This is a genomic window from Parasphingomonas halimpatiens (genome assembly GCF_036663795.1).
Taxonomy (GTDB): domain Bacteria; phylum Pseudomonadota; class Alphaproteobacteria; order Sphingomonadales; family Sphingomonadaceae; genus Sphingomonas.
Genome location: NZ_JAXOJP010000041.1, coordinates 1 through 21,438 on the forward strand (window position 1 = coordinate 1; position 21,438 = coordinate 21,438).

Here is a 21,438-nt window from a genome sequence, read left to right on the forward strand (position 1 = left end):
CTCGCCACCGCACAGACAGCCTTCGATCGCTGGCGCAAGGTCTACAACGACATCCGCCCGCATGAGGGGATCGGTCTCGATACGCCGTCCAGCCGCTACACGATGAGCCAGCGCGCCGTGCCCGAGACCATCGCACCGCCCGATTACGAACCCCAGGCCCATGTCCGTAAGGTTCTTCACAACGCCTGGCTCAGCTTCAAAGGGCGCAAGATCAACTGCTCGAAAGCCTTTGTCGGCCGCCAGCTCGCCCTGCGCGCCACCAACGCCGATGGCGTGTTCGATCTCTGCTATCGCCGACATGTTTTGTCGCAGGTCGACCTGCGACAAAACATCGTCAAATCCGTCCACCATGTCTCCGAACAGGTGTCTACCTTGTCTCCGGTCTAAACACTTCGCCGGGGAAGTCAGGAAGATAGCGCTGCTACGCATATCGTGATCCAGATTTCACGCATCACGCTCCAAACCGGGTGACGCGATTCCAGGCAGCTGACGCTCAGAGCGGGTTGGGGCCGGCTACGCCCAGCCTTCGAGCACCTGATCGAACGGGCGGTGGCCGTCGGCCCACATGCGGATGTTGGCGATCACCTTGTCGCCGGTCGCCATGCGGCCCTCGAACGTCGCCGACCCCATATGCGGCGTCATCACGACATTGGGCAGCGCCAGCAGGCGGGGATCGATCTCGGGCTCGTGCTGCCAGACGTCGAGTCCGGCGCCAGCCAGGCGTCCATTCTCGAGCGCAATCATCAGCGCCTCCTCATCGACGATGCCGCCACGCGAGGCGTTGATGAGATAGACGTGGGGGCGCAGCAGCGCGATGCGGCGGGCGTCGATCAGGTTTTCGCTGTCAGCATTGCGCGGCGTATGGATCGTCAGGATGTCGATCGCAGCGAGCATCTCGTCGAGGCTCTCATGCCAGGTCGCGGCGAGCTGCGCTTCGAGCACGGCGGGTAAGCGGTGGCGATTGTGGTAGTGGATCGAAAGGCCAAAAGCGCGCGCGCGCAGCGCCACCGCCTGGCCGATCCGGCCCATCCCGACGATGCCGAGCGCCTTGCCGCCAATGCGGTGCCCGAGCATGCCGCCAGGACTCCAGCCCTTCCACTGGCCCGAGCGGACGAGCTTTTCGCCCTCGGCGAGCCGCCGCGGCACGGAGACGATCAGCGCCATCGTCATGTCGGCGGTATCTTCGGTCAGCACGCCGGGCGTGTTGGTGACGATGATCCCGCGCGCCCGCGCCGCGCGCAGGTCGATATGGTTCACGCCCGCACCGAAATTGGCGATCAGCTTCAGCCGTTCGCCCGCGCCGGCGATCAGGCCGGCATCGATCTGGTCGGTCACGGTCGGGACGAGCACGTCGCAGTCCGCCATTGCAGCCGCCAGTTCGTCGCGCGTCATCGCCGCGTCGCCGCGATTGTTGCGCGTGTCGAACAGCTGCTCCATGCGGTCCATCACCGCATCGGGCAGTTCGCGGGTGACGATCACCCTGGGGTTCGCTACGCGTCTCATTTCGGGCACGGATGCGGCTTGGCGGAGGTGCGCGGCCGCGTCAACGGTGGTTGATGCGGCGTGCGACGACGCGGTAGATATCGGTCGACCGGAAAAAAGGGCGGATGAATGCGGATCGGAAGCAAGGCGACGACATGGGGGCTGGCGATCGCCCTCACCATCGCCGGCGTCGCGCCCGCGCTGGCCGGGCTGGTGAACAAGAAGACGCCCTATTATGGCTCGATCGCGGCGAGCAAGGCACGCATGCGTACCGGCCCCGGGCGGACCTATCCCGCCAGCTGGCTGTTCCGGCGCGCCGACCTGCCGGTGAAGGTGCTCGACATCTACGATCATGGCGCGTGGTACAAGGTCGAGGATCCGAGCGGTACGCAGGGCTGGATCATGGGCGCGCTGGTCAGCGAAAAGCGTACCGCACTGGTAATGGGCATGGTTGCCGAGCTGCGTGATTCGCCGCGCTTCGGCGGCAAGATCCTGTGGCGTGCGGCGCCGGGTGTGGTCGGGCGGCTGAGCAAATGTGCGCGCGGCTGGTGCTATTTCGATGTCCATGGGCGGGGTGGTTTCGTCGAGACCAACCATTTGTGGGGTGTGGACCCGCAGGAGGCGATCAACTGAGCGCGCTTGGCTGGCGGATCGTGCCCGACGAACTGACGCATCCGCAGGTGCTCGGGTTGCTCGAACTGCATTTGCGCTCGGCGTTCGAGAACTCGCCGCCCGGTGCGGTGTTCGCGCTCGACCTGTCGGGGCTGCGCGATCCGGCCGTGAGTTTGTGGACGGCATGGGAGGGTGCAAACCTGCTCGGCATGGGTGCGCTCAAGCGGCTCGACGATAGCCATGGCGAGATCAAGTCGATGCGCACCGCGCCAGCGCAGCTGCGGCGCGGCGTGGCCGGCATCATGCTGGATCACCTGCTCGCCCAAGCGCGAGGGCAGGGCTATCGTCGGATCAGCCTGGAGACGGGTTCCACAGACGCCTTCGCGCCGGCGCGCGCATTATACGAGCGGACTGGCTTCACCGAGACCGGGCCCTTCGCCGACTACACCGACACCGGTTTCAGCCGCTATTACACTATGACATTGGGCTGAGCCGGTTCTGCAGGCGCAGGATCGGTGGCTTTAATTCATCAATTCCACCGCCATCGCGGTCGCTTCGCCGCCGCCGATGCACAGCGAGGCGAGGCCGCGCTTCTGGCCCGACGCCTGCAATGCCGACAGCAAGGTGGCGATGATCCGCGCGCCCGACGCGCCGATCGGATGGCCTAGCGCGCAGGCGCCGCCATTGACGTTGACGACGTCGTGGCTGAGCCCGAGGTCATGCATCGCGATCATCGCGACGCAGGCGAACGCTTCGTTGACCTCGAACAGATCGACATCGTTGGTCGACCAGCCGGCGCGTTCCAGCGCCTTGCGCATCGCGAACACCGGCGCGGTGGTGAACAGGGCAGGGGCGTGGGCATGGCCGGCACTGGCCACCACGCGCGCGATCGGATCCAGGCCGAGCCGTTCGGCGACGCTGGCGCGCGTCATGACGAGCGCGGCGGCGCCGTCCGAAATCGACGAGGCGTTGGCGGCGGTGATCGTGCCGTCCTTGGCGAAGGCCGGCTTCAGCGTCGGGATCTTGCTGGCATCACCCTTGGCAGGCTGTTCGTCGAGGCTGACGGTCTCGACGCCCTTGCGGCCCTTGATCTCCACGGGCACGATTTCGCGCACGAACGCGCCGCTGGTCTGGGCGCGCTGCGCGCGTTCGAGCGAAGCGATCGCATAGGCGTCCTGCATCTCGCGGGTGAACTGATAATGTTGCGCGGTTTCCTCGGCGAAGCTGCCCATCAGGCGGCCCGGTTCATAGGCGTCTTCGAGGCCGTCGAGATACATATGGTCCATCAGCCGGTCATGGCCGATGCGCGCACCGCCGCGATGGCGCAGCGTGAGATAGGGTGCGCCGGTCATGCTTTCCATACCACCGGCAATGACGAGGTCGGCCGAGCCGGCGGCGAGCGCGTCGGCCGCCATCATCGCCGCCTGCATGCCCGACCCGCACATCTTGTTGACCGTCGTCGCTTCGATATGGTTCGGCAGACCGGCCTTGAGCGCCGCCTGGCGCGCGGGCGCCTGGCCGAGACCGGCGGGCAGCACGCATCCCATATAGATCTTCTCGATCGCCTCGCCCGAGAGGCCCGCACGCTCGACCGCAGCGCCGACCGCGGTCGCGCCGAGTTCGGTCGCCGTGGCGCCCGACAGCGCGCCTTGCAGGCCGCCCATCGGGGTGCGGGCATAGGACAGGATGACGACGGGATCGGTGGACATGCGGGCGACCTCTGCGGGAATGACGTGCCCGCGATCTAGTCGCGCTGCCGGTCATTTACAAACGCACCGGCGGTATTCGCGCCGCGCCGCGCCGATCAGCGCTTGAAGAATTGCTCGATCACCTCGCGCGCGACCCGTGCGGGGCGCAGCGTCTGCGCGTCGAGGCAGCACCAGCTCGACTTGACTTCGGCGAGCACTTCCTCGCCGCGTCGGATGACGGTCTCGTAAAAAGCGCGCGCGCCCTGGACCTTTTCGAGCAGCACGGTCGCAATCACGACATCGTCGAGAAAGGTCGGCTTGCGGTAGGTGATCTCGTGCTTGAGCGCGACCCACAGATGCTCGGCGACCGCCTCGGCCGGCGCGAAACGCTGCCAGTGATTGATCACCGCCGCCTGCACCCATTTCAGATAACTGGCGTTGTTGACATGACCCATGAAGTCGATGTCGGCCGGGTCGATCTCCACATTGTAGGTGTGCGACGCGAAGGTGGGGGCCATCATGGCTCCTGCTTAACGTAAACGGAAAGAATTAGCGAGCGGCAAGACCCGTCCTGCGCGCAAATTATCGGCAGACGTGCCCGTCACATCCGCCTATCTCCGCCCGATGCAAACATTGATCACCGTGCTCAAATGGTTGGCCTCGGGCAGCGGCATCATCGCCGCGCTGATGGTCTCGCTCGATTCGGGGCGCAAGGTGACGGGCTGGGGGTTCGTCCTGTTCGTCGGCTCGTCGGTCGCCTGGTTCGCCGGTGCCGCGCTGTCGCACGACTGGGCGCTCGGCACGCAGAATGCCGTGTTGTTCGGGATCAACCTGCTCGGCGTCTATCGCTACCTGATCCGTAAGAAACGCAGTGGCTGATGGCTGGGGGTGGCCGGTCGCGCTGGGCGTGCTCGGCGCGATCATTGGCAGTTTTCTTGCAACACTGGTGATCCGTTGGCCAGCCGGGCGATCGGTACTGTCGGGTCGCTCGTACTGCGACTCTTGCGACAGGGCGCTCGGGCCGCGCGACCTCATGCCGCTGCTGAGTGCGCTTTCCACACGCGGGCGCTGCCGGCATTGTGCCGCGCCGATCGATCCGCGCCACTGGCAGATTGAACTCGCAGCCGCCACCATCGGGATATTGGCGGGCGTCGCCGTACCGGGCCCGGTGGCGGTCGCCGGCGCGGCCTTTGGCTGGCTGTTGCTGACGCTCGCCGCGCTCGATATCGCCGCATATTGGCTGCCCGACCGGCTCACCGCGACGCTCGCATTGGGCGGCGTGATCACAGGCGCGATCGGGATCGATCCGCTGCTGACCGATCGACTGATCGGTGGCCTCACCGGTTTTGCCGGCCTGTGGACAGTCGGCCAGGCCTATCGCCTGTGGCGCAAGCGCGAGGGGCTTGGCGGCGGCGATCCCAAGCTGTTCGGTGCGATCGGCCTGTGGCTGGGCTGGGCGATGCTGCCGGTCATATTACTGATTGCCGCGCTGACGGGACTCGCCGTCGTGCTGGTCGGCATGATCGCGGGGCGTCCGGCAAAGCTCGACGATCGCGTGCCGTTCGGCGCGCTGCTGGCGATCGCGGCTTACCCGGCATGGTTGTTCCTGCTAGGCAGTGCGGCATGAGCATTGCCGTGATCCTGTCCGCGTTGCTTCTCGCCCAAAGCGTGCCGCCGGCGTCGGCCGACGGCCTGCCGCTGGGCGCGCTGCCGCGCCAGACGCTGCCACCGCACGGTTGTGCCGCCTTTCTGTGGAGCACTGGCGCGACCCGCACGCTGGTCGCGATGGTCAGCGCGGACCCGGCGCTATTGCGGTTGTCGATCGACGGGTCGGTCACCGACCTGCCGCGCGACAGCCAGCACGGCGCGGCCGGGTTCGGCTTTGCCGAGACGGCCGAATATCGTGCGGGCACGACGACCGCGACGCTGGTGATGAGCGTCAAGACGCGCGCCGACCTCAAGGACGGCGGGGCGGTGCCGGAGGCAGTGTTGCGGCTCGACCGCGAGGGCAAGGATGGCGTGGTGCTGCCGGTCGCGGGGATGATCGGTTGTACCTGAGGGGGGCAAGATGACGACGATGCACGAGATTCTCGCGACGCAGCGCGCCGCGTTCATGGCCGAGTTGCCGGTCGGCCTGGCCGTACGCAAGGATCGCCTCAAGCGCGCCGCGGCGATGTTGCGCGAGCATAGCGACGCCTTCTGCGACGCGCTGTCGGAAGATTTCGGCCATCGCAGCCGCGAGCAATCGCTGATCACCGACATTGCCGCGTCGGTCGCGCCGATCAACCATGCGCTCAAGTCGCTCGATCGCTGGTCGCGCCGCGACAAGCGCCCGGTGCAGTTTCCGCTCGGCCTGCTCGGCGCCAGGGCGTGGGTCGAATATCAGCCCAAGGGCGTGGTCGGCGTGATCGCGCCGTGGAATTTCCCGGTCAATCTGGTGATGTCGCCGCTCGCCGGGGTGTTCGCCGCGGGCAACCGCGCGATGGTCAAGACCAGCGAGTTTACGCCGCGCGTCGCGGCGCTGTTCGAAGAACTGTGCCCGCGCTATTTCGCGGCCGATGAACTCTCCTTCATCTCGGGCGGATCCGAGGTGGGCAAGGCCTTTGCCGAGCTGCCGTTCGATCACCTGATCTTCACCGGCGCGACGGGCATCGGCAAGCATATCCTCCATGCCGCCGCCGACAATCTGACGCCGGTTACGCTGGAACTCGGCGGCAAGTCGCCGGTGATCTTCGGCAAGGGCGTCGACATGGCGCGGGCGACCGAGCGCGTGGCGCTGGGGAAGATGCTCAACGCCGGCCAGATCTGCCTCGCGCCCGATTACATGCTGGTGCCATCGGCGCAGGAGGAGGCGGTGGTCGATGGCCTCAAGGCGGCGGTCACGGCGATGTACCCGACGCTGCTCGCCAATCCCGACTATACCGCGATCATCAACGACCGGCATTTCCAGCGCCTCAACGACTGGCTCGACGACGCGCGCGCCAAGGGCGCGACGATCGACACGGTCAATCCGGGCAACGAGGATTTCTCGGCCTCCAACGCGCGCAAGATGCCGTTGCACATCGTCCGCAACGCGACCGACGACATGACCGTGATGCAGGAGGAAATCTTCGGCCCGATCATGCCGATCCGCCGTTACGACGGGATCGACCAGGCGATCGGCGAGGTCAATCGCCGCGACCGGCCGCTCGGGCTCTATTATTTCGGCAACGACGAGGGCGAGCGCCGGCGCGTGCTCGATACGACGATCTCGGGTGGCGTGACGCTCGACGACGTGATCTTCCATCTCTCGATGGAGGAATTGCCGTTCGGGGGCATCGGCCCGTCGGGCATGGGCGCCTATCATGGTGCCGAGGGCTTCCGCACCTTCAGCCACGCCAAGGCGATCTACAAGCAGGCGAAGCTCGACGTCGCCAAGCTCGCCGGGCTCAAGCCGCCTTACGGCAAGGCGACGGTCGCGAGCGCGAAGCGGCAGATGAAGTAGGCGCTGGCGTTCAGCGGGGCAACGTCGCCTTGGGGAACCCAGTCCACACCGCGTCATAATCCGCGTCAAGCGTGCCGGTCTGCAACGCATGGTCGGTCGGCCGGAACACCCAGCGGCTTTCGATCATGAAGGCCATCGTGCCCTCGATCTTATAAGGCTGCAGGTCTGCCTTGCTCGCGCCCTGCCAGCTGGCGACATCGGGGCCGTGTCCGCTCATCTGGTTGTGCAGCGACAGTGCGCCGGGCTGGAAGCCCTCCGCCTTGGCATCATAGGCGCCGTAGAGCAGCCCCATGCACTCGCTCATCGTGTTGCGGTGGAACCAGGGCGGACGGAAGGTGTCCTCGGCGACCATCCAGCGCGGCGGGAAGATGACGAAATCGACGTTCGCCGTCCCGGGCACGTCGCTCGGCGATGTCAGCACCGTGAAGATCGACGGATCGGGATGGTCGAAGCTGACCGTGCCGATCGTGTTGAAGCGCGCCAGGTCGTAGCGGCACGGCGCGTAGTTGCCGTGCCACGCCACCACATCGAGTGGGGAGCGGCCGAGCGGCGTGCTCCACAAATCGCCGAGGAATTTCTGGACGAGTTGATACTCGCCCTCAACATCCTCGAACCACGCCACAGGCGTCTCGAAGTCGCGCGGATTGGCGAGACCGTTCGCGCCGATCGGGCCGAGATCGGGGAGGCGGAAGGGCGAACCGTGATTTTCCGCGACATAACCGCGCGCCGCGCCGTCGGGCAGTTCGACGCGGAAGCGCACGCCGCGCGGGATCAGCGCGATCTGGCCGGGCGCGACATCGATGCGTCCGAATTCTGTCAGGAGTCGTAGCGCGCCCTGTTCGGGCAGGATCAGCATCTCGCCGTCGGCCGAGACGAACGCTCGGTTCACCATGTCGCGTCGCGCGCGATAGACGTGCATCGCCACCCCTGCCTGGCTGGCCGGGCCGCCATCGCCGGCGACCATCATCGTCGTCAGGCTGTCGAGCCAGTCGGCGTCCTCGATATCGAGCGCGCTCCAGCGCAGCCGGTTGGGGGCGAGGGGAGCGTCGCTGACTCCCCGCGCGAACAAGGGCGCGCCGTCATAGCGCGTGAAGGCGGGGTGCGCGGCGGACGGGCGCAGGCGGTAGAGCCAGGAGCGGTGGTTCTCGTGGCGGGGCGCGGTGAAGGCGGTTCCGGACAGCTGCTCGGCGTAGACGCCGAAGGGCGGCTTTTGCGGCGAGTTGCGGCCGACGGGGAGGGCGCCGGGTACCGTCTCGGTCGCGAAATAGTTGCCGAAGCCTGTCATGTAATTGGGATCGGTCATCTTCTCTCCTTTCCCTCGCCCCTGAAAGGGGAGAGGGATACCGTAGCTTGGCAGCTTGCTGCCTAGCGGAGGTTGGGAGAGGGGTGAGCGGTCGCTCCGCGACCGCGCGGCGCAAGAGCGCCACCACCCCTCGCCCAGCTCCGACTAGGCCCGCGTGAAGGACGCGGACCAAGTCTGCGCAACCCTCTCCCCTGAGGGGAGAGGGAGGTCAAATTACGCCTCGACCACGCCCGGCACCACGCCGCGCCGGATCTGGTCGAGTTCGATGCTTTCGAACAGCGCCTTGAAATTGCCCTCGCCGAAGCCGTCATTGCCCTTGCGCTGGATGATCTCGAAGAAGATCGGCCCGACCATGTTCTCGGTGAAGATCTGCAGCAGCAGCCCACCACCTGTTTCCGGCGCGCCGTCGATCAGGATGTCGCGCTTGCGCATTTCCTCGATGTCGTGGCCGTGGCCCGGCAGGCGCTTGTCGATCAGGTCGAAATAGGTTTGCGGCGTGGTCTGGAAGCGGATGCCATTGGCGCGCAGCCTGTCGACGGTGGCGAAGATGTCGTCGGTCGCCAGCGCGAGGTGCTGGATGCCTTCGCCCTTATAGTCCTTGATGAACTCCTCGATCTGCGAATGCTCGTCCTGGCTTTCGTTCAAGGGGATGCGGATCTTGTCGTCGGGCGCGGTCATCGCCTTGGAGAAAAGGCCGGTCGCCTGGCCCTCGATGTCGAAATAGCGGATCTGGCGAAAGTTGAAGATGCGCTCGTAATAATTCGCCCAATAATCCATCCGGCCGCGCTGCAGATTGTGCGTGAGATGGTCGAGCGTGTGAAGGCCGACGCTGTGATCGTCCGCGCCGCTGCCCGCGACAGGCTCGAAATCGATGTCGTAGATCGTTGCTGCGCCACGCCGGTCGACGAGATAGAGATTGGCGCCGCCGATCCCCTCGATCGCCGGGATGTTGAGTTCGGCCGGGCCGACCTTGCCCTCGACCGGCGTCGCGCCACGCTCGACCGCCAGCTTGAGCGCCTTGGCCGCATCGGCGACGCGGAACGCCATCGCGTTGGCGGACGGCCCATGTTCCTTGCGGAAATCGGCGACCTGGCCGCCGGCGTCCATGTTGAGCAGGAAGTTGATGTCGCCCTGCGCATAGCGCCGGACATTCTTCGAGCGGTGCGTGCCGACATGGGTGAAGCCCATCTTGACGAACAGATCGGCCAGCGCATCGGGGTCGGGTCCGGTGAATTCGACGAATTCGAAGCCGTCGAGGCCCATGGGATTGTCTTGGCGATCGGTCATCGGGGAGGCTCCGGATTTAGTATCAGTTGAAACTATATCGCGATTCGGCGAGTCCGTCCATCGAAACAACGCCGTCGCGAACTTGTTTCCGCGCCGCCGCTCGCCCATCACGCCGGGCGGAGGACGGCAATGACCCAGCTAAAGCTCGACCAGTTCCTGCCCTATCGACTGTCGATCGCGTCGAACCGCGTGTCGGAGGCGGTCGCCACGGCCTATCACGCGATGTTCGGGCTGCGCATTCCGGAATGGCGGCTGGTCGCGGTGATCGCCGAAGCCGGCGGCGTGACGCAGCAGGCGTTGGTCGCGTCGACCCGCATGGACAAGGTCAGCGTCAGTCGCGCGGCGATCGCGCTGGTCGAGCGCGGGCTCGTCGAGCGCAAGCCCAATCCCGGCGACCAGCGCTCGCACCTGCTGTCGCTGACCGGGCCGGGCAGGGCGCTCTACGAAAGCGTTGCGCCCAAGGCACTGGAACTGGAGGCGCGCATCTTCGCCGGGTTCACGTCCGACGAGTTGGCGCGGTTCCGGACGATGCTCGACCGGATCGAGATTGCCGCCGCCGCGCTGGACCCTGTGACCGGCTGATTTCGCCATTAAGTGGACACCCGCTCTTTGCGTCCCGAGAAAAATCGAATATCGGGTATTGTGGAGGCGACGATGACAGCAGAACATTTCGACGTGGTTGTGGTGGGCGCCGGAATATCCGGTATCGGCGCGGGCTATTATCTCAAGGAGCGTTGCCCCGACCGGAGCTTTGTGATTCTCGAGGGGCGCGAGGCGATGGGCGGGACCTGGGACCTGTTCCGCTATCCGGGTATCCGCTCCGATTCGGACATGTACACGCTGGGCTATGCCTTCCGCCCATGGACCGAGGCCAAGGCAATTGCCGACGGCCCGTCGATCCTCAACTATGTCAACGAAACCGCGCGGATGTACGGCATCGATCGCCGCATCCGCTATCGCCATCACGTCAAGCGCGCCAACTGGTCGACGCCCGACGCGCGCTGGACGGTCGAGGCAGATACGCCGGACGGGCCGGTGACCTTTACCTGCAACTTCCTCCACATGTGCTCAGGCTATTATAATTACGCGCAGGGCCACACGCCCGATTTCCCCGGGGCGGCGGATTTCGCTGGTCGGATCGTCCATCCGCAATTCTGGCCGCAGGACCTAGACTATTCGGGCAAGAGCGTCGTGGTGATCGGCAGCGGTGCGACCGCGGTGACGCTGGTGCCGGCAATGTCCGAGAGTGCCGCGCACGTAACGATGTTGCAGCGCTCGCCGACCTATGTCGTGTCGCGCCCGGCCGAGGACAGCTTCGCCAACCGGCTCAAGCGCCATCTGCCGTCGAAACTGGCCTATGGGCTGGTGCGCTGGCGCAACGTGCTGTTCCAGATGTTCTTCTACAACCTCGCTCGCAAGCGCCCGGAGAAGACCAAGGAGCGCCTGATCGCGATGGTCCGCGAGGAGCTTGGCCCCGACTATGACGTCGGCAAGCACTTCACGCCGCGCTACAATCCCTGGGATCAGCGGCTGTGCCTGGTGCCCGACGCCGACCTGTTCGAGGCGCTGCGCAGCGACAAGGCGTCGGTCGTCACCGACCGGATCGAACGCTTCGTGCCCGAAGGCATCAAGCTCGAATCGGGCGAGGTTCTGCCCGCCGACGTCATCGTCACCGCGACGGGGCTCGAACTGCAACTGCTCAGCGACGTCGCGTTCAGCGTCGACGGCGCGCCCGTCGATCTGTCCAAGACCTTCAACTACAAGGGCATGATGTATAGCGACGTGCCCAATCTGGCGTCGTCGTTCGGCTATACCAATGCGTCCTGGACGCTGAAGGCCGACCTGACCTGCGGTTATGTCTGCCGCCTGCTCAACACGATGAAAGCACGCGGCTTGCGCCAGGCGACGCCGCGCATCACCGGCGCGCCGCTCGAGCCCGAGCCGTTCCTCGATTTCAGCTCGGGCTATGTCACGCGTGCGATGGAGAAGTTCCCCAAGCAGGGCGACCGCAAGCCGTGGAAGCTCTACCAGAATTACGCCAAGGACCTCGTCACGCTGAAATTCGGCTCGGTCGACGATGACATGGAGTTTTCGAACCCCGTGCCGGCGGCCGTGGTCGCCGCACCGGCGAAGGAGCCGGTCGCGGCCTAATCGTCACGATGGAACAGCTCGCCCGTTCGCCCGTTTAAGAATGGGCGGACGTTTTTGCGCGGAGTGTTGCATTGTTCGTTCGACCGAACTAATCGGCCGCCCGTGGTTCAGCAGCGGCTTCTCGACATTGCGGCGCGCGAATTCAGCCTGAAGGGGCTGGAGGGCGCGAGCACGCGTGAAATCGCCGCCGCCGCGGGGACCGTGATGTCGTCGATCACCTATCATTATGGCGGCAAGGAGGGGCTGTACCTCGCCGTCGCCGATCATATTGCTGAACATATGGGGCGCGACATGATCGGCGACCCGATCCTCGATGATGTCGGCGAGCCGCGCCCGGACGAGGCGCGGCGCATGATCCATCACATCATCGATCGCTTCATCGACAAGATGATCGGCGACCAGAGTGCGCTGTGGTCGCTGTTCATCGTCCGTGAGCAGATCAACCCGACGGCGGCCTTCGAGCGGATCTGGAGCGGCATGATGGGCCGCATGATGGAGCGCATCGTCGCCCTGGTGCGCGTCGCCACCGGACGGCGCGACGCGAAGGTGGCACGCGTCGCGAGCATAACCTTGCTCGGCCAGGTGATCGTGTTGCGCGCCTCGCGCGCCTCATGCCTCAAGCTGTTGCAGAGCAGTGATTTCGACGCTGCGGACATCCGCGCCATCAAGGCGCGGGTGGCGACGAACATCGACGCAACCCTCGATACGCTGACCGCCGAGCAGGAGCCGCAATGAGCGACAATCAGGACACCCCGTCATCCTCGGGCAATGCGGTCGACGCCGGGTCGGAAGCAGATGGCAAAGGCGCGGGCAAGCCTTCGATCTTCAGCAAGCCACTATTCTGGATCATCCTCGTCACGGTGATCGCGGCCATCGCGATCAGCGGCACGCTCTATTATCTGCACGAACAGCAATATGAATCGACCGACGATGCGTTTGTCGATGCGCATATCGTGCGTATTGCGCCGACGGTCGCCGGAACGCTGCGCTTCGTCGCCGATGCCGACAACCGGCATGTCGAGCCCGGTCAGCTGCTCGCCGTGATCGATGCCGCCGGCACCGAAGCGCGTGTCACCGAGGCGGGTGCCAATAGCGCCCAGGCCCAGGCACAGCTGGACCAGGCACGCGCGCAGATCGTTGCCGCGCAGGCGACGCGCGATCAGGCGGCGGCGCAGGCTCGCGCGCCGCTCGCGACGTCGATCAAGGCAGTCCAGGATCTCGCGCGCTACGAGGCGCTGCATCGCCTCGATCCCAGCGCCATCGCCGCGCAAAAGCTCGACGAAGCACGGGCGCAGGCGCGGTCGGCGGCCGCGGAGGCGATGGCGGCGCGGCGCCAGGTCGACAGCGCCGAGGCCCAGATCATAGTGGCGCGGCGACAGATCGGGGCATCGCAGGCGCTGATCGCTGCGCGCCAGGCGCAAGTGCGCCAGGCGCAAGTCACGCTGGGCGACAACCGGCTGACCGCGCCGATCGCCGGGCAGGTCGTCAACCGCCAGGTCAATGTCGGTTCGTTCGTCGGCCCGGGCACGCAGTTGATGGCGATCATCCCCGATCATGTCTGGGTCACGGCCAATTTCAAGGAAACGCAGTTGCGCCACATGCGCATCGGCGACGCGGTGACGATCAAGGTCGACGCCTATCCCGACGTCGCTTTCAAGGGCCATGTCGATTCCATCCAGCGCGGCGCCGGCCAGGCCTTCGCACTGCTGCCGCCGCAAAACGCCACCGGCAATTACGTCAAGGTCGTGCAGCGTGTCCCGGTGCGTATCGAGTTCGACGTGAAGGGCGGACCCGATCCGCGCAAATATCCGATCGGCCCCGGCATGTCGGTCGTCCCGACGGTGAAGCTCGGGGGGCGCTGAGGTGGCGAGCGCCGCCGTGGCGCCGTGGAACGGCGAGCGGTCCGCCGCCGGATCCTATAGTCCGTGGCTGATCGTCGCGCTGATCAGTATCCCGACCTTCATGGAGGTGCTCGACACCTCGATTGCCAACGTCTCGCTCGATCATATTGCCGGCGGCCTGTCGATCAGCACCGACCAGGCGACGTGGGTCCTGACCAGCTATCTCGTCGCCAATGCGATCATCATCCCGATTTCGGGTTGGCTCAGCGACGCGATCGGGCGGAAGCGCTACTTCCTCATCTCGATCGCGCTGTTCACGCTGTCGTCGCTGATGTGCGGCCTCGCACCCGATCTTTCGACGCTGGTCATCGCCCGGGTCTTTCAGGGTATCGGCGGCGGGGGCCTCGCGCCGGTCGAGCAATCAATGCTGGCCGATACCTTTCCGCCGCAACAGCGCGGCATGGCCTTTGCCGCCTTTGCCATCGTCGTCGTGGTGGGGCCAGTGCTCGGGCCGACGCTGGGCGGCTACATCACCGAGATGGCGAGCTGGCACTGGGTCTTCCTGATCAACGTGCCGGTGGGTATCGCCGCCTTCATCCTCGCCGAAATCTTCGTCGACGAGCCCGAGCGTGTGAAGCAGGACCGCGCCGAGAAGCTCGCGGGCGGCCTGCGCATCGATTATATCGGCGTGCTGCTGGTCGCGCTTGGCCTCGGCTTTTTCGAACTGACGCTCGACCGCGGCGAGCGCGAGGACTGGTTCGCCAGCGGCTTCATCGTCGCGACGGCCGCGATTTCCGCGTCGTCGCTGATCGCGCTCGTCTTCTGGGAACTCAACCACAAGGATCCGGTGATCGACCTGCGGTTGCTGAAAAACCGGAATTTCTCGCTGACGCTGCTGGTGATGGGCGTGGTCGGCATGATCATGTTCAGCACGACCCAGCTCATTCCGCAGATGTTGCAGCAGGTGCTCGGCTATTCCTCGTTTCAGGCGGGTCTCGCCTTGACCGCGGGCGGTATCGCGACGCTCGTCGCCGTGCCTTTTGCGGGACGCCTGACCGGCAAGGTCGATCCGCGGCTGTTGCTGATTCCCGCGCTGCTCATCCAGGCGATCGCGCTGTGGAACATGTCGCATCTGACGCCCGACATCACCTTTCAGGACGCCGCGCTCGCTCGGCTCTATCAGGCGATGGCGCTGCCCTTCCTGTTCGTGCCGATCAACGCGGTGGCCTATGTTGGCCTGGCGCAGAACAAGACGGCGCAGGCGTCGAGCCTGCTCAACGTGGCGCGCAATCTCGGCGGGACGATCGGGATATCGACGGCGCAGACGATGTTCGCCAGTTCGCTGCAGCGCAACCAGGCGTCACTGGTCGAGAAGCTCAGCCCGATCGACCCGAACTACAATGACTGGATCGGCAAGGCATCCGATGCCTTTGGCGGGGCGGGGGACCAGACGACGCCGCTCGCTGTGCTTTATGGTCAGGTCCAGCGCCAGGCGGCGATGCTGTCGTTTCTCGACGTGTTCCGCTCGCTGATGATCGTCGTGCTGGTCGTGACGCCGCTCGTGCTGCTGATGCGCCCGCCAAGAGGTGGCGGCAAGGAACAGGGAATGATGCATTGATGCGCAAGAGCCTCGCCGCCCCCTTTGCCGCCTTGTTCGCCACTGCGTGCACCGTCGGGCCGAATTACGCGCCGCCCGAAATGGCAGTCCCGCCGGCATTCGCCGGGCCGCAGCCCGCAGTCGCGTCCGGCACGGCGATCGACCCCGCACAGTGGTGGACGGCGTTCGGCGACCCGGTGCTCGACGGGCTCGTCACGCGCGCGCTCAAAGACAATCCCGACATCGCCATCGCGGCGTCACGCGTGCGCCAGGCGCGGCTCCAGGAGATCGCCGCCGGTGCGGTCGGTAAGCCAACGGTTGATGCCAGCGCCAACGCGAGTCATGTCGAGTTCAGCAAGAATGCCGGCTTCTCGTCGCTCGCACGGCTCTTTTCGGGCGGAAGCGGCTCGGGGTCGGGAAGCGGGTCAAGCGGTGGCGTCGCCCTGCCGGGCAGCGGCATCACGACCTATGCCGTGGGCTTCGATGCCAGCTGGGAGATCGATCTGTTCGGCGGCGAGCGCCGCGGCGTGGAGGCGGCATCGGCACGGGCCGAGGCAGCGAACTGGAGCCTCGACGACGCGGCGGTGACGCTCGCCGCCGAGGTTGCACAAGCCTATTTTTCCCTGCGGCTCGATCAGGATCAACTGGCGCTCGGCGAGCAGGAGCTGACGCGGCAGCGCCGCGCGCAGGAAATCGCTGCGCATGTCGCACAGGTCGGGCTCTCGCCGGGGGTCGACGTTCCGCGCCAGCGTGGCGCGCTGACCACGCTCGAAGCAAGATTGCAGCCGGTTCGCGCCGATGCGCAGGTCCGCCTGCACGCGCTTGCCATCTTGCTGGGCGTGGCGCCTGAAAGCCTGCCCAGCGCGTTGCAAGCGCCCCATGTCGCGCCTTCGGCGATACCGATCGTACCTCCCGATTTGCCCTCGGCGTTGTTGCGCCGTCGGCCGGACATTCGTGCAGCGGAGCGTCAGCTCGCCGCGGCGACGGCGGATATCGGCGTGGCGGTTGCCGATCTCTATCCGAAGATCAGCCTCACGGGTGTCGCCCAACTTCTTTCGATGTCGCTCGGCAATCTCGTTTCGACGGGCAGCGTCCAGGCATCGGCCAGCGCCGGCATCAGCTTTCCGCTGCTGGATTGGGGACGGCGCAAGGCAACCGTCGGCATGCGCAAGGAGGATCGCGTCCAGGCCTATGCACGTTACCAGCAGACCGTTCTCGGTGCCTTGCGCGATGTCGAGGATTCGCTGGTTCGGCTCGATCGGGAACGGCAACGCAACGCAACGCTGCGTCAGGCAGTGGAGGATGCCGGCCGCGTCGCCCAGGCGATCGACGCGCAGTATCGCACCGGGCTGGTCGCACAGGACAGTGTGCTCAACGCGGAGACCCAGTTGCTCGTCGCCCGTGAACAGCTCGCCGCCAGCGACGCGCAGTTGCGGCAGGATACCGCATCGCTCTTCAAGGCAATGGGTGGCGGTTGGCGCGAGGCGCGCAGCGGTCCAACGCAACGATGACCTGATGCGACGATCGAGCGTGATCGCCCATGTGTAAAAAAGTTCGCGAAAAAATTGCGAAACGTCGCCACTTATCACCAGAATCCCGAATCGGGACGGTGCCCCAGTCTCAACGCTATGCCGTGCGTTCGCCGCGGCAATTTCAGGGTCTTTGAAGACGGGGAAGGTATCGACCCGACGTGCCGGCAAATCTCTCAAAAATCAAGAAAAATGCCGGCATATCGGGCCGATCGGAGCGCTTACCAGGGGCGGATGTTGTCGCCGTAGATGAGCGCAAGAATGAAACGAAGCATTCGCTTTCTCCCTTGTCGCACCCGTGAGAGTGCCGTCGTTTATTAATTGAAAGTTAAGGATAAAGCAACCGCATTGCGGGGCCGTTTCGCGTGCGATCACGGCGGCTTAAGGGTTCGTTCAATGTCGCGTGCTAGCCCCTGAAGGTGATGGGCCAGTCAGCACAGAAGTTCGGTATGCCGGTGTCGGCGAGCAGGCTTTCCGGCCGATGGCTCGCTTCGACCACGCTTGCCCCGGTACGGGGTGCCTGGCGTCGTGAGAGCGCCGAAGTTTCGTTCGGCGCGATCGATGCCACGAGTCTGGCGTCGCCCGGCGGCGCCATCACACTGGACGATCTCGCTTCGCTGCCACCGGCCGTAAAATCATGGCAGTTTCTCGGCCTGATCGAGATTGCCAATTTCGTCGCGCTGCGTCGCCACGTCGGCGTTGCGCGCGCCGATATGCTGGTCGTCGATGTCAGCGATCGAATCCTGGCAGCCTTCCCATCCGTCCGCATTTGCGAAGTTGGTAGAACCCAGCTTGAAGTCCTGGTGGACGGCGACGCGCTCTCCGATCTCGAGGCGCTGACGGGTGCGATCATGGCGCTGTTCGAACCCGTCCTCGATCTCGACGGCGAACCGCACCGGATAGAATTGTTGATCGGTGGTGCCGCGGCACCCCGCGGCAATACCGAGGAAGTGCGCCTCATCGAGGAAGCCGAGAGCGCGCTCGATCTCGCCCGGGCGGAACGGCATCCCGTCGTGCGCGACCTGTCGATCGGCGCACCCGCATTCGACCGTCGCACGCTGACGCGCGAGCTCAACAACGCGATTTCGCAGGGACAGATGTTCCTGCAGTACCAGCCCAAGGTGCATGTCCGCCGCCAGGAAATCTCGAGCGCGGAGGCGCTCGTCAGATGGCAACATCCCGAGCGGGGGCTGATCCTGCCGGGCGATTTCATCACCGTCGCCGAGGAGGCGCGCGAGATCTGTGCGCTGACGCTCTGGACGCTCGACAAGGTGATCGAGGATCAGCGCCTGCTGGCGGCCGATGGCCACCAATTGACCGTGTTCATCAATATTTCGGGCCAATTGCTCGGCGACGCACGCTTCGTGAAGCAAGCGTGCGCGAAGGTCCGGGAAAGCGGCGCGAAGATCGGCTTCGAAATTACCGAAACCGCGGTAATTCGGGATCCGCAGAGCGCGATTGCAAACCTCAAGACCTTTGCCGATGTCGGCATCACGATCGCGATCGACGATTATGGCGCCGGGCTGTCGTCGCTCGCCTATCTCAAGCAACTTCCCGCGCGCGAACTGAAGATCGACAAGATGTTCGTGCTGCAGCTGACCAGCAGCAACCGCGATCCGCTGATCGTCCGCTCGACCATCGACCTGGCGCATGCGCTCGACATGGAAGTCACGGCGGAAGGCGTCGAGACCCAGGCGGCGATGGCACTGCTGACCGTCATGGGGTGCGATATGGTCCAGGGCTATCTGCTCAGCCGCCCGCTTTCGATCGATGCGTTTCGCCACTTTCTCGCGGCGGACAAGGCGGCCACGCCCGAGGAACAGGCCAAAACGATGTTCGCCCGGCCGGCCAGCTTCTGGAAAAGCGCCTGATCGAACCGTGTTTAGCGCGGCCTTAACGTATCGGGGTGCAGGGTAACGGCGATGGGCCGCTTTTCATATTCCCGGAAATTGGCATCGCTGGTGGCGGTGCTGCTGCTGACGGGCGGAATCGGTGCGACCCCTTGCACGGCCGCGCCGGCAACCCCTGTTGTGAGCGCCGCGAGCTTCAAGGCGATGATCGACGATGCCAAGGCGGCGATGCTGGTCGATCCGCATCAAACCATTGCCAAGGCCCAGGCAGCGCGCGTGGTTGCCGAGCGCCTGCCCGCCGCGCAGCGTGCGGCAGCGATCGCGACGACCCAGTGGCTGCAGGGCGAAGCGTATCTGCGGCTCGATGACAAGATTCATGCCGGCCCGCTGATCCAGCAAGCGCTCGCGGCAGTCGCAGGTGCGCGCTCCCCAACCAAGCTCAATGGCGATATCCTGCTGTCGCTCGGCGGCTATCACACCGCGATTACAGATGTCGCCGCCGCGCTCGACGACTATCAGCGCGCGCACAACATCTTCCGCGATATCGGCGAAACTCGGAGCCGCGCCGTCGCGCTGCTCTACATCGCACTGCTGTATCAGGAGGCGAAAGATTGGACCAACGCCCTCAAATATTATGATCAAGTACGCGACGTCTATCATGGCGAGCCGCAATTGCTGCAGCAGATATACAATAATCGTGGCAATGCGCTGAAAGAAATCGGCCGCTACGCCGAGGCTGAGGCGCAGTTCCGCGAGGCGTTAGCGCTCGCGCGAACCATGAAGAATCCGGTACTTATTGCACGCGTGCTGAGCAACATTGCGCGCTCGCAGATCAAGTCCGGGCATCTCGATGCCGCCGAGCAGACGATAGCGCAGGGATTCGCTGTCGGTCGTGGCGGCGGCGAGGCTGCGGCGGCGACCGAGCAATTCTGGGGTATTGCTGCACAGGCGGCGTTCCAGCGTGGTGACCTGCAAAAGGCCCGCACCTTGATCGAGCGCAGCTTCGCCCATAGCGACGACAGTAGCCTTAGCACGCGGGAGGGGCATGAAACTGCTTATGCCATCTATCGCAAACTGGGCGACGAGAAGAAGGCGCTGATCCATCTTGAGGCGTTCAAAAAGTTCGACGACAAAACGTCCGAACTCGCTGCCTCGGCTAACACCGCGCTTGCGGCATCGCGCTTCGACTTTGCCAATCAGGAACTCAAGATCACGAAGCTGCAGCGTGACGAAGAGCGGCGCAAGGCCGAGTTCGAGCGCACCCGCGCGCAGACCCAATTGTTCATTTTCGTCGGTCTTGGCGTCGTCACGGTGGTAATCGTCACCATGCTCGGCTTTGGCCTCGTCACGATCCGCCGCAGCCGCAACGAAGTACGTGCCGCGAACGTCGATCTCGCCACTACCAACAGTGCGTTGGGCAAGGCTCTGGCGGCCAAGACCGAGTTCCTCGCCACGACAAGCCACGAAATACGCACCCCGCTCAACGGTATACTTGGCATGACCCAGGTAATGCTGGCCGATCGCGCGCTTGGTGAGACGATACGCGACCGCATTGGCGTGGTTCATAGTGCCGGCGTCACAATGCGCGCGCTGGTCGACGACATTCTCGACGTCGCCAAGATGGAAACCGGCAATCTCACCCTGGAAGAGGCGCCGTTCGATCTGCGCGCAACGCTGACAGACCTTTCGCGGATGTGGCAGGAACAGGCACAGGCCAAGGGGCTGGTCTTCGAGCTCGATCTCGCCGCATGCCCGCAGTGGATCGCCGGAGACTCGGCGCGGTTGCGGCAGGTTGCCTTCAATCTGCTGTCCAACGCACTCAAATTCACCGATTCGGGGTCGGTCACCTTGCGCGCGGGCGAAGCCGTCGGACCGGCAGGTCCGCTCCTCACCATCGCCGTCGGGGATACCGGCATCGGCATATCGCCCGACAAGCATGAGTTGATCTTCGAGTCCTTTCGTCAGGCCGATGGCGGCACGACCCGGAAGTTCGGGGGCACCGGTCTCGGCCTGTCGATCTGCCGCAACCTCGCCCGCGCCATGAAAGGGGAGGTCACCGTCGACAGCGCGGAAGGGCAAGGCGCGACCTTCACCCTGACATTGCCGCTGATGCGCGTCGATGCACCGGTCGGCGAAGTCGTCGCGACGGAAAGCGGGGATGGCGCGCTGCTGATCGTCGATCGCAACCCGATCAGCCGCGCCATGTTGCGGGCGATTCTCGCGCCGCGCGCCGGCAACGTGCTCTTTGCCGGTTCGCTCGATGAGGCGAGCGAACGCGTCGCGGCGGGCGGCATCGCGTTCGTCCTGGTCGATGACGCGACAGCCAAGACCGCCGAAGATCTTGCCGCTGCCTTGGGCGCGCTGGTGCGTGCCGCCGAAAATGCCGGTGCGGGCATGGCGATTTTGTGGGCGGGTCTCGACGATGCGCAGCGCGCGGCGCTGGCCGCTGCGGGGATGGCGCGCGTCATTGCCAAGCCGATCGCGGGTCCGGCGCTTGCAGCCGCGCTTTATCCCGCTAAGACGTGCGACGATAAAGCACCGAACCATCTTGCCACACAGGCGGCTTGATCCGATAATGCGACATCACGAGCAGAGGAACGCACTTCATGCCGCC

At 65.2% G+C, this 21,438-nt stretch carries 19 protein-coding genes and 1 pseudogene; 15 read left to right on the plus strand and 5 right to left on the minus strand.

Translation table 11 applies throughout. The annotated features are described in order from the left end of the window. Positions 1-387 (plus strand): annotated as a pseudogene (locus U1839_RS23550) (IS481 family transposase); the annotation flags it as partial. Between the two features lie 126 nt (positions 388-513). Here the strand turns inward: U1839_RS23550 and U1839_RS23555 are convergent. Then, positions 514-1,503, minus strand: coding sequence for a 2-hydroxyacid dehydrogenase (locus tag U1839_RS23555; RefSeq protein WP_332806011.1), 990 nt, complete (start codon positions 1,501-1,503; stop codon positions 514-516). Between the two features lie 108 nt (positions 1,504-1,611). Between U1839_RS23555 and U1839_RS23560 the strand changes: the two genes are divergently transcribed. Continuing rightward, positions 1,612-2,115, plus strand: coding sequence for an SH3 domain-containing protein (locus U1839_RS23560; protein ID WP_332806012.1), 504 nt, complete (start codon positions 1,612-1,614; stop codon positions 2,113-2,115). 20 nt (positions 2,116-2,135) lie between these two features. After that, on the plus strand, positions 2,136-2,585 hold the full coding sequence (locus U1839_RS23565; protein ID WP_332806013.1) for a GNAT family N-acetyltransferase: 450 nt from the start codon (positions 2,136-2,138) through the stop codon (positions 2,583-2,585). Between the two features lie 30 nt (positions 2,586-2,615). On the opposite strand, the gene U1839_RS23570 is transcribed toward U1839_RS23565, so the two are convergent. Both U1839_RS23570 and U1839_RS23575 read right to left on the minus strand, forming a co-directional pair. Then, the gene (locus tag U1839_RS23570) at positions 2,616-3,803 is read right to left on the minus strand and encodes an acetyl-CoA C-acyltransferase (protein WP_332806014.1); all 1,188 of its coding nucleotides are present in this window, start codon (positions 3,801-3,803) and stop codon (positions 2,616-2,618) included. A gap of 95 nt (positions 3,804-3,898) precedes the next feature. Next, entirely contained in the window at positions 3,899-4,300 is a 402-nt protein-coding gene (locus tag U1839_RS23575; protein WP_332806015.1) for an acyl-CoA thioesterase, read from the minus strand. A gap of 106 nt (positions 4,301-4,406) precedes the next feature. Here U1839_RS23575 and U1839_RS23580 point away from each other — a divergent pair, with 106 nt between their 5' ends. The 4 genes from U1839_RS23580 to U1839_RS23595 are packed head-to-tail and all read left to right on the plus strand — an operon-like array spanning position 4,407 to position 7,266. Next, positions 4,407-4,661, plus strand: a complete 255-nt coding sequence (locus tag U1839_RS23580; protein WP_332806016.1) for a hypothetical protein — start codon at positions 4,407-4,409, stop codon at positions 4,659-4,661. A gap of 28 nt (positions 4,662-4,689) precedes the next feature. Continuing rightward, complete coding sequence (locus U1839_RS23585; RefSeq protein ID WP_332806040.1) at positions 4,690-5,409, plus strand: prepilin peptidase; 720 nt, start codon at positions 4,690-4,692, stop codon at positions 5,407-5,409. After that, the gene (locus U1839_RS23590; RefSeq protein WP_332806017.1) at positions 5,406-5,840 is read left to right on the plus strand and encodes a hypothetical protein; all 435 of its coding nucleotides are present in this window, start codon (positions 5,406-5,408) and stop codon (positions 5,838-5,840) included. Before U1839_RS23585 ends, U1839_RS23590 begins: the two co-directional genes overlap by 4 nt. A gap of 19 nt (positions 5,841-5,859) precedes the next feature. Continuing rightward, a complete protein-coding gene (locus U1839_RS23595) occupies positions 5,860-7,266 on the plus strand; it encodes a coniferyl aldehyde dehydrogenase (RefSeq protein WP_332806041.1) in 1,407 nt (468 codons plus the stop codon). A 10-nt stretch (positions 7,267-7,276) separates the two neighbouring features. On the opposite strand, the gene hmgA is transcribed toward U1839_RS23595, so the two are convergent. Beyond that, a complete protein-coding gene (gene hmgA / locus U1839_RS23600) occupies positions 7,277-8,569 on the minus strand; it encodes a homogentisate 1,2-dioxygenase (protein ID WP_332806018.1) in 1,293 nt (430 codons plus the stop codon). A 213-nt stretch (positions 8,570-8,782) separates the two neighbouring features. Next, a complete protein-coding gene (hppD, locus tag U1839_RS23605) occupies positions 8,783-9,856 on the minus strand; it encodes a 4-hydroxyphenylpyruvate dioxygenase (protein ID WP_332806019.1) in 1,074 nt (357 codons plus the stop codon). Between the two features lie 129 nt (positions 9,857-9,985). Between hppD and U1839_RS23610 the strand changes: the two genes are divergently transcribed. The 8 genes from U1839_RS23610 to U1839_RS23645 all read left to right on the plus strand — a co-directional run bounded on the left by U1839_RS23610 (position 9,986) and on the right by U1839_RS23645 (position 21,392). After that, on the plus strand, positions 9,986-10,438 hold the full coding sequence (locus U1839_RS23610; RefSeq protein WP_332806020.1) for a MarR family winged helix-turn-helix transcriptional regulator: 453 nt from the start codon (positions 9,986-9,988) through the stop codon (positions 10,436-10,438). 72 nt (positions 10,439-10,510) lie between these two features. Further along, positions 10,511-12,007, plus strand: a complete 1,497-nt coding sequence (locus U1839_RS23615; protein ID WP_332806021.1) for a flavin-containing monooxygenase — start codon at positions 10,511-10,513, stop codon at positions 12,005-12,007. A gap of 102 nt (positions 12,008-12,109) precedes the next feature. Further along, a complete protein-coding gene (locus U1839_RS23620) occupies positions 12,110-12,742 on the plus strand; it encodes a CerR family C-terminal domain-containing protein (RefSeq protein WP_332806022.1) in 633 nt (210 codons plus the stop codon). Beyond that, on the plus strand, positions 12,739-13,869 hold the full coding sequence (locus tag U1839_RS23625) for an HlyD family secretion protein (protein ID WP_332806023.1): 1,131 nt from the start codon (positions 12,739-12,741) through the stop codon (positions 13,867-13,869). Before U1839_RS23620 ends, U1839_RS23625 begins: the two co-directional genes overlap by 4 nt. Before the next feature lies 1 nt (position 13,870). After that, the gene (locus U1839_RS23630) at positions 13,871-15,466 is read left to right on the plus strand and encodes a DHA2 family efflux MFS transporter permease subunit (protein ID WP_332806024.1); all 1,596 of its coding nucleotides are present in this window, start codon (positions 13,871-13,873) and stop codon (positions 15,464-15,466) included. Further along, the gene (locus U1839_RS23635) at positions 15,466-16,956 is read left to right on the plus strand and encodes an efflux transporter outer membrane subunit (protein WP_332806025.1); all 1,491 of its coding nucleotides are present in this window, start codon (positions 15,466-15,468) and stop codon (positions 16,954-16,956) included. The genes U1839_RS23630 and U1839_RS23635 overlap by 1 nt, the downstream gene beginning before the upstream one ends. A gap of 440 nt (positions 16,957-17,396) precedes the next feature. Continuing rightward, the gene (locus tag U1839_RS23640; protein ID WP_332806026.1) at positions 17,397-18,845 is read left to right on the plus strand and encodes an EAL domain-containing protein; all 1,449 of its coding nucleotides are present in this window, start codon (positions 17,397-17,399) and stop codon (positions 18,843-18,845) included. Positions 18,846-18,923: 78 nt separating this feature from the next. After that, a complete protein-coding gene (locus U1839_RS23645; RefSeq protein WP_332806027.1) occupies positions 18,924-21,392 on the plus strand; it encodes an ATP-binding protein in 2,469 nt (822 codons plus the stop codon). Positions 21,393-21,438: the final 46 nt, after the last annotated feature.

Excerpts from the sequence above, each read along its gene's own strand:
- U1839_RS23555 (WP_332806011.1), bottom strand. The coding sequence starts at position 1,503 with ATGAGACGCGTAGCGAACCCCAGGGTGATCGTCACCCGCGAACTGCCC.
- U1839_RS23560 (WP_332806012.1), top strand. The coding sequence starts at position 1,612 with ATGCGGATCGGAAGCAAGGCGACGACATGGGGGCTGGCGATCGCCCTC.
- U1839_RS23570 (WP_332806014.1), bottom strand. The coding sequence starts at position 3,803 with ATGTCCACCGATCCCGTCGTCATCCTGTCCTATGCCCGCACCCCGATG.
- U1839_RS23575 (WP_332806015.1), bottom strand. The coding sequence starts at position 4,300 with ATGGCCCCCACCTTCGCGTCGCACACCTACAATGTGGAGATCGACCCG.
- U1839_RS23580 (WP_332806016.1), top strand. The coding sequence starts at position 4,407 with ATGCAAACATTGATCACCGTGCTCAAATGGTTGGCCTCGGGCAGCGGC.
- U1839_RS23590 (WP_332806017.1), top strand. The coding sequence starts at position 5,406 with ATGAGCATTGCCGTGATCCTGTCCGCGTTGCTTCTCGCCCAAAGCGTG.
- U1839_RS23595 (WP_332806041.1), top strand. The coding sequence starts at position 5,860 with ATGCACGAGATTCTCGCGACGCAGCGCGCCGCGTTCATGGCCGAGTTG.
- hmgA (WP_332806018.1), bottom strand. The coding sequence starts at position 8,569 with ATGACCGATCCCAATTACATGACAGGCTTCGGCAACTATTTCGCGACC.
- hppD (WP_332806019.1), bottom strand. The coding sequence starts at position 9,856 with ATGACCGATCGCCAAGACAATCCCATGGGCCTCGACGGCTTCGAATTC.
- U1839_RS23610 (WP_332806020.1), top strand. The coding sequence starts at position 9,986 with ATGACCCAGCTAAAGCTCGACCAGTTCCTGCCCTATCGACTGTCGATC.
- U1839_RS23615 (WP_332806021.1), top strand. The coding sequence starts at position 10,511 with ATGACAGCAGAACATTTCGACGTGGTTGTGGTGGGCGCCGGAATATCC.
- U1839_RS23625 (WP_332806023.1), top strand. The coding sequence starts at position 12,739 with ATGAGCGACAATCAGGACACCCCGTCATCCTCGGGCAATGCGGTCGAC.
- U1839_RS23635 (WP_332806025.1), top strand. The coding sequence starts at position 15,466 with ATGCGCAAGAGCCTCGCCGCCCCCTTTGCCGCCTTGTTCGCCACTGCG.
- U1839_RS23640 (WP_332806026.1), top strand. The coding sequence starts at position 17,397 with ATGGGCCAGTCAGCACAGAAGTTCGGTATGCCGGTGTCGGCGAGCAGG.